We start from the raw sequence: 5,656 nt of genomic DNA, 5'->3' as shown, positions 1-5,656 counted from the left end.
GCTGTAGGGTCGGGGGCTGGCGCGGTGGCGGAGTGCTTCCGCTCCGTTTCCAGCCCCCGCCGCTTCGAACCGTGCATGCGGTTCTCCCGCACACGGCTCACCGACGCCGTTCACCGACGGCATTCGGCCTCTCCCGCCAGGGCTTTCCGGCCCTGGGTGCCACGACGGTTCCATACGGGCTGATCAGGCCAAGTTCATTCGGGGACGAGACGGTCAGCACCCACCAGCCGAAGGCCCGGCTGCGCCGGTGCTTTCTGCTGATGAAGTGCGCGACGCGTTCCCGCGCGAACCTTCCGATCTTGCTGAAGCGGCGGGCGGAATGGCCGTACCGGAAGTACGCCATCCACCCGCGGAGGAACAGGTTCACATCCCCCACGATCGCTTCGGGATGCAGCGGAAGCCGGCGCCGGGCGGTGATCTCCCGGATCCGGTCGCGGGCGTGCTGCATCGCCCTGTCCGAGGGCCAGCGGGCCAGGAAGTCGACGCGTCGGCGTCCGCGCAGTCCCCGGGAGCGGACCTGACGATGGTGAAACCCGAGGAAGTCAAAGCCTTCCCCGTCCGTCATCAGGTGCACGATCCTCGTCTTGGACTCCTTCGGCCTCAGCCCCAACTCCCCCAGCAGTGCGGCCAGTCGGGCGAGTGCCCGCTCGGCCTGACTGCGGGAGAAACACATCACGACCAGGTCGTCGGCGTAACGGACCAGGACTCCGTCGTGCTCGTCCCATGCCCGGTCCAGCCGGTGCAGATAGACGTTGCACATCAACGGTGAGATCACACCGCCTTGCGGGGTCCCGGTCACCGGCCGCCGCACCTGCCCGTCCTCCATCACCCCGGCCCGCAGGATCTGCCGCAGGAGCCTGAGAACAGACTGGTCACAGATGCGCTCTTCGACCGCGCGCATCAACTCCTCATGCGGGATCGCCGAGAAGCACTCGGCGATGTCCGTCTCCACCACCCACCGCCTGCCCCGATGGTGCTCGTCGATGAGCACCTGCAGAGCATCGTGCGCCGAGCGTTTCGGGCGGAACCCGAAGCTGCACGGCAGCATGTCGGCCTCGAAGACCGGCTCGAGCACGATCTTCATCGCCGCCTGCACGATGCGGTCACGAACCGTCGGGATGGACAGCGGCCTGCGCTCGTCCTTCACCCCCGGCTTGGGGATGAACACCCGGCGGGCGGGCTGGGGACGATACTGTCCCCGCCCCAACTCGTCGGTCACTTCGTCGAGAAGACGGTCGATGCCGTACTCCTCAACCTGGGCCAGGGTGGTGCGGTCGATGCCCGGTGCGCCGTTGTTGGCACGCACCATGGCCCACGCACGCCGGAGCACATCCCTGCGGTGGATCTTGTCTCCCAGCGCGTGGAACCGCCGTCCGGGATCGGCCTTGGCCGACCGGTAAAGCGCATGCTGCAAAGCGCGGACCTTGTCCGAGGGAGAACGTCCCCCGACGGCGGGACTAGCCATATGGGCACTCACCGGGCCCCTCCTTGTCACCATGACGCACCGACGAAGCAGTGGCCCTTCCCTCACCGGGAGTTGTGCTGTCTCCTCGGCTCAAGCAGTACTACGGCCACCTCCGACGCCCACCCGGCTCACGCCCACTTCCCGGGATCACCGGTTATAGGACGCGCAGCTTCCGGCGACGATTCTCCGCAGGTCACCGGGCCAGGGAGGGCCTCCCCAGTTCCCGCCGCCACCCTCGATACGTTCCGCGCCCCATACGCCGGGGAGTCCTTCACGGCTGCCCGTCCAGGATCTTCACCGCTTCCATGGCCTTCACCCCGATTTCGAAGGGCTCGGCACTCCCTCGTTCCACCCGAAAGGATGGCTGAGTAACGACGCCGCAGGCTTCGCGTGATGCTACGGACCGTATCGTCGCTCCCCCTTTACAGGGCCTTTGACGCTGGGCTTCGACGCCGGACGTTTCCCTCCGACGCCGCCAGCCTGCTACCGGGCCTCCTGGCAGCTACCCGGACCGGACTTCCACCGGCAGGCGACGACGAGCTTACGAACAGCAAGAACACCGCTACGTCACGGTGTCACCTCCTGTCCTGCTGGGCGCACGAGAAAACGTCAGTGGCCTCCAACTTCGCCGTGTACGCGCGCAGCTCCGCCGCCGTGATGCTCCTGAGCGGGAGTTGGCCCAGATGCGGAACGATGTGCAGCCGCGCTCTGCGTTCCTGATTCTGCTGCGTCTTCGGAGCGCCTCCCCTGCCCGGCGCCCAGTGCATCGCGATGTAATCGGCCAAGGTGATGGATCCGTCACGCGGGTCCACGAACTCCCCGCGCTCCTCGTCCGTCGCGGATCGACGAAGCCACGCCTTGGCGTCCTCCAGGGTGTCGAAAGACCGATCCCGGACCCCGGGGATACCAGCGACCTTGTATCGCTTCCCCTTACCGTAGCGAGCAGTTCTTTCTCTCTTCCCAGTTACGGGGTCCTTCTTCTTGATCCAGCGATCTTCTATGTAGCCGGGCAGGGGAATCTCCTTTTATCGAAGAAGACTGAAAAATGACGCTCCCTAACGCATGACGCGTCAGGCGCTGGGCACGCGGCTGGACCGATGCTGCGGAACGGCGCTCAGCGGGCTCAAGGTCGTGTTGGAGCGGGAGTCGGCCTGCTCCTGTTCGCGGATCCAGGCGTCGAGAGCTTCCCGCCGGTACATGACGCGACCGCGAGGTCCCATACGAAAGCTCGGCGGCCCCTGCCGCCGGTGCCGCCAGACGTAGAGCGTGTGCGGTGAGAGGCCGAGGTACTCGGCGGCGTCTTTGACGGTCAGGAAACCTGCGCGCAGGGCACGGGCAGCAGGGACAGCGGCGGAAGGAGCGGGCAGCGTTTGAGTAGGCATGACCGGGTTTCTGTGAGATGCGAGAAACGCAGGCACGGGCGGGTGGCGAGCCAGGGTCTCGCAACCCGCTCACCCGTGGCCTATGGCGAAGCAGGGAGCGCCTGCGCGAACAACGCGCAACTGTGCGCTGCATTACCGGCGCGCAGCGGTCGACGCATTCCATGGTCACCACGATCGCCGATTTGGCTAACCGGCGATCTTGGTCTATGTTGCGCTCGCGCTTTGCTAGGGGACTTGTCCCCAATTGCTAGTCACGAGCCAATCGGTACGGCCGTACTTGGTTGGCATGGACGCTCCGCGTATTTAGTGCACCGAGAGCGAAGAGGACAGGGGTAGGCAGCCGGACAGTTCAAAGGGCATGCATCGACAGAAGCGAGCTCCTCATTCGGGTCACCTGGCGGGTCGCTTACCGACCTCGTCCTTCCGGGGTGTTGTAAGTTGACATAGCCCCGGGAGAGAGTTCCAGTCTTTCGAGGATCTTTCTCGTCCGCCATGGGCGAATGCCAAGTCAGTCTGGTGAAATGGGAATGACAAGTCTTTTCGACCAGGACGACATCCAGCCTCCTGCGGGGCCGCCTCTCTCCCCAGGCGCACGCAGGCGCGCTACCTTGTCCCGCTCGGAAATACGATTCTGGGTTTGGCCTGCAGCCTCTCCGCGTGGGGCAACGGCCTCCGCGGCGCCTGGGGTGATCCTTCGGTGCCGCCGGCGATCGTCACCGTGCTGGTCCGGAATCTGATCAGGGTGCCCGCTGCCGTGCTGCGCAGCCGGGTGGCCAAGGACGCGGAGGTGCCGGCGCTGCGGCACGAGAACGGGGTGCTGCGCCGCCAGATCGCTCGGGTCCGCTATGAGTCCGCCGACCGGATCTGGCCGGCCGTCCCTTCCCAGCTGGTCCCGCGGGAGCGCCGGCGGCAGGTCTTCGCGGTCACGCCGACCGCGCTGCCGGCCTGGCACCGACGCCTGGTCTCCCGGAAGTGGACACTCACCGAGCCCCGCCACCCGGGACGGCCCCCGACTGCGCCCACCGTCAAGCAGCTCATCCTGCGTTTGGCGCGCGAGAACAGCACCTGGGGCCACCGCCACACACAGGGCGAGCCCGCCCGCCTCGGCCACTCCATCGCCCCGTCCACCGTATGGGAGATCCCGCAGTCCGCGGGAGTTGATCCCGCGCCGCATCGCTCCGGCCCCACCTGGCGCCATTTCCTCACCACCCAGGCCCACGGCCTCATCGCCGCCGCCTTCCTGTACCTCGACACCGTGGCGCCGGGGCTCCTGTACGCCCTGATCTTCATCGAGCACGGTACTCGCCGACCACGCCCCGCCGGCGTCACCGCCCACCCCACCGCGCAGTGGACCGTCCAGCAGGCGAGGAATCCCGGGTCTTCGAAGTTGAGCGGTGCGCCTCATCTCGGGCACTGACGTGGTGTCACGGTGTGTGAATGCCGTGGTGGTGATCGTCCCCTGGACGCAGAGCGCCCGTGGGCCTGCGTGATCATTTCTGTTCTCTACGCAGAACGATCATGCAGGAGCCACGGGCTTGGTCAACGATACGACGTTGCTACTCGATCTGGACGGGGTGTCCGTGGCACGGGTCGAGCGGCTGGCTGACGGAGGGCGCAGGGTCCACCTGGTCACGGCCGACGAGACGGCCAGGGCCTGTCCGGCCTGCGGGGTGTTCGCCACCCGGGTGAAGGGCTCGGCGGTCACCCGGCCGCGCGATCTCCCTTACGGCGAGAGCGGATTGGAGTTCCGCTGGCACAAGCGGCGCTGGTACTGCCGCAAGGCCGGCTGTTCCCGCCGCTCCTTCACCGAGCAGATCCCGCAGATCCCGGCCGGTGCCAGGCTGACCGCCCGGCTGCGGGGTGCGGCCGGACGCCGCATACGGGACGCCGGCTCCACCGTCATCCAGGCCGCCCGCGACCTGCATCTGTCCTGGCCGACCGTGATGGAAGCCTTCCGTGTCCAGGCCCGTGAGGTCACCGCCAAGCCGCTGCCCGAGATGGAGGTCCTGGGCATCGACGAGCCCCGGCGGGGCAAGACGAAGTGGGCACAAGACCCGGAGACGGGCAAATGGCAGCTGGTGCGCGACCGGTGGCACACCGGGTTCGTCGACGCGCTGGGCACCGGCGGGCTGCTCGGCCAGGTCGAGGGCCGCACCGTCGCCGACGTCCTGGCCTGGCTGTCCACCACCGGCCTGGAGTAGAGAAAGAACATCCGGTACGTCGCGATCGACATGTCCACTACCTACCGGGCCGCCGTGCGCACCGGGCTCCCGGCGCCGTCGTGGTCGTGGACCACTTCCACGTGGTCCAGCTCGCCAACAAGATGCTCTCGCAGGTCAGGCGCCGCACCACCGCCGAACTGCGCGGGCGTCGCGGACGTGCCACCGATCCGGAGTGGAGGGCCCGCAGGAAACTGCTGCGCAACCGGGAGGACCTCACCGACGAGCAGTTCGCGACGATGTGGAACCCCCTGCTCGGCGAGGGGAGGATCGGACAGACGCTGCTGACCTCGTGGATCGCCAAGGAGTCCCTGCGCAACCTCCTCGCCCTGGCCCGCACCGGCGCCGACCGCCACCAACTCGGCCACGCTCGCTGGAAGTTCCTGGCCTGGTGCGCGGACGCCGACATCCCCGAGGTCCGCCGCCTCGCCGCCACCGTCGACCGCTGGTGGGACGAGATCGCCGCCTTCATCAACACCGGCCACAGCAACGCCAAGAGCGAGGGCGTCAACCGCGTGATCAAGCTGACCGCCCGCAACGCGTTCGGGTTCAGGAACGCGACCAATCAACGACTCCGGACACGCTGCGTC

Annotated in this window: 6 protein-coding genes; 3 read left to right on the top strand and 3 right to left on the bottom strand. The window is 67.5% G+C overall.

All coding sequences use genetic code 11. The features are described from left to right. Positions 1 to 97: 97 nt before the first annotated feature. The 3 genes from ltrA to RH94_RS02590 form a co-directional block, all read right to left on the bottom strand. Complete coding sequence (ltrA, locus tag RH94_RS02600) at positions 98 to 1,477, bottom strand: group II intron reverse transcriptase/maturase (protein ID WP_073946045.1); 1,380 nt, start codon at positions 1,475 to 1,477, stop codon at positions 98 to 100. Positions 1,478 to 2,040: 563 nt separating this feature from the next. Further along, positions 2,041 to 2,232 (bottom strand): N-terminal phage integrase SAM-like domain-containing protein, encoded by a 192-nt coding sequence (locus tag RH94_RS42045; protein ID WP_234425488.1) that lies wholly within the window; start codon positions 2,230 to 2,232, stop codon positions 2,041 to 2,043. Positions 2,233 to 2,535: 303 nt separating this feature from the next. Next, positions 2,536 to 2,847, bottom strand: coding sequence for a helix-turn-helix transcriptional regulator (locus RH94_RS02590; RefSeq protein ID WP_079188863.1), 312 nt, complete (start codon positions 2,845 to 2,847; stop codon positions 2,536 to 2,538). A 637-nt stretch (positions 2,848 to 3,484) separates the two neighbouring features. On the opposite strand from RH94_RS02590, the gene RH94_RS02585 reads away from it, so the two are divergent. The 3 genes from RH94_RS02585 to RH94_RS41135 form a co-directional block, all read left to right on the top strand. Next, positions 3,485 to 4,264, top strand: coding sequence for a hypothetical protein (locus RH94_RS02585; RefSeq protein ID WP_234425487.1), 780 nt, complete (start codon positions 3,485 to 3,487; stop codon positions 4,262 to 4,264). A 118-nt stretch (positions 4,265 to 4,382) separates the two neighbouring features. Next, positions 4,383 to 5,048, top strand: coding sequence for a transposase family protein (locus tag RH94_RS41140; protein WP_199880850.1), 666 nt, complete (start codon positions 4,383 to 4,385; stop codon positions 5,046 to 5,048). After that, positions 4,937 to 5,656: transposase (locus tag RH94_RS41135; protein ID WP_267893333.1), on the top strand; the 720-nt coding region annotated here is incomplete at its 3' end. The genes RH94_RS41140 and RH94_RS41135, both read left to right, overlap by 112 nt.

This window comes from Streptomyces kebangsaanensis, assembly GCF_001906585.1.
Classification (GTDB): domain Bacteria; phylum Actinomycetota; class Actinomycetes; order Streptomycetales; family Streptomycetaceae; genus Streptomyces; species Streptomyces kebangsaanensis.
Note: the sequence above shows the minus strand (reverse complement) of the source record. Positions and strands in the feature narration are given on the sequence as shown.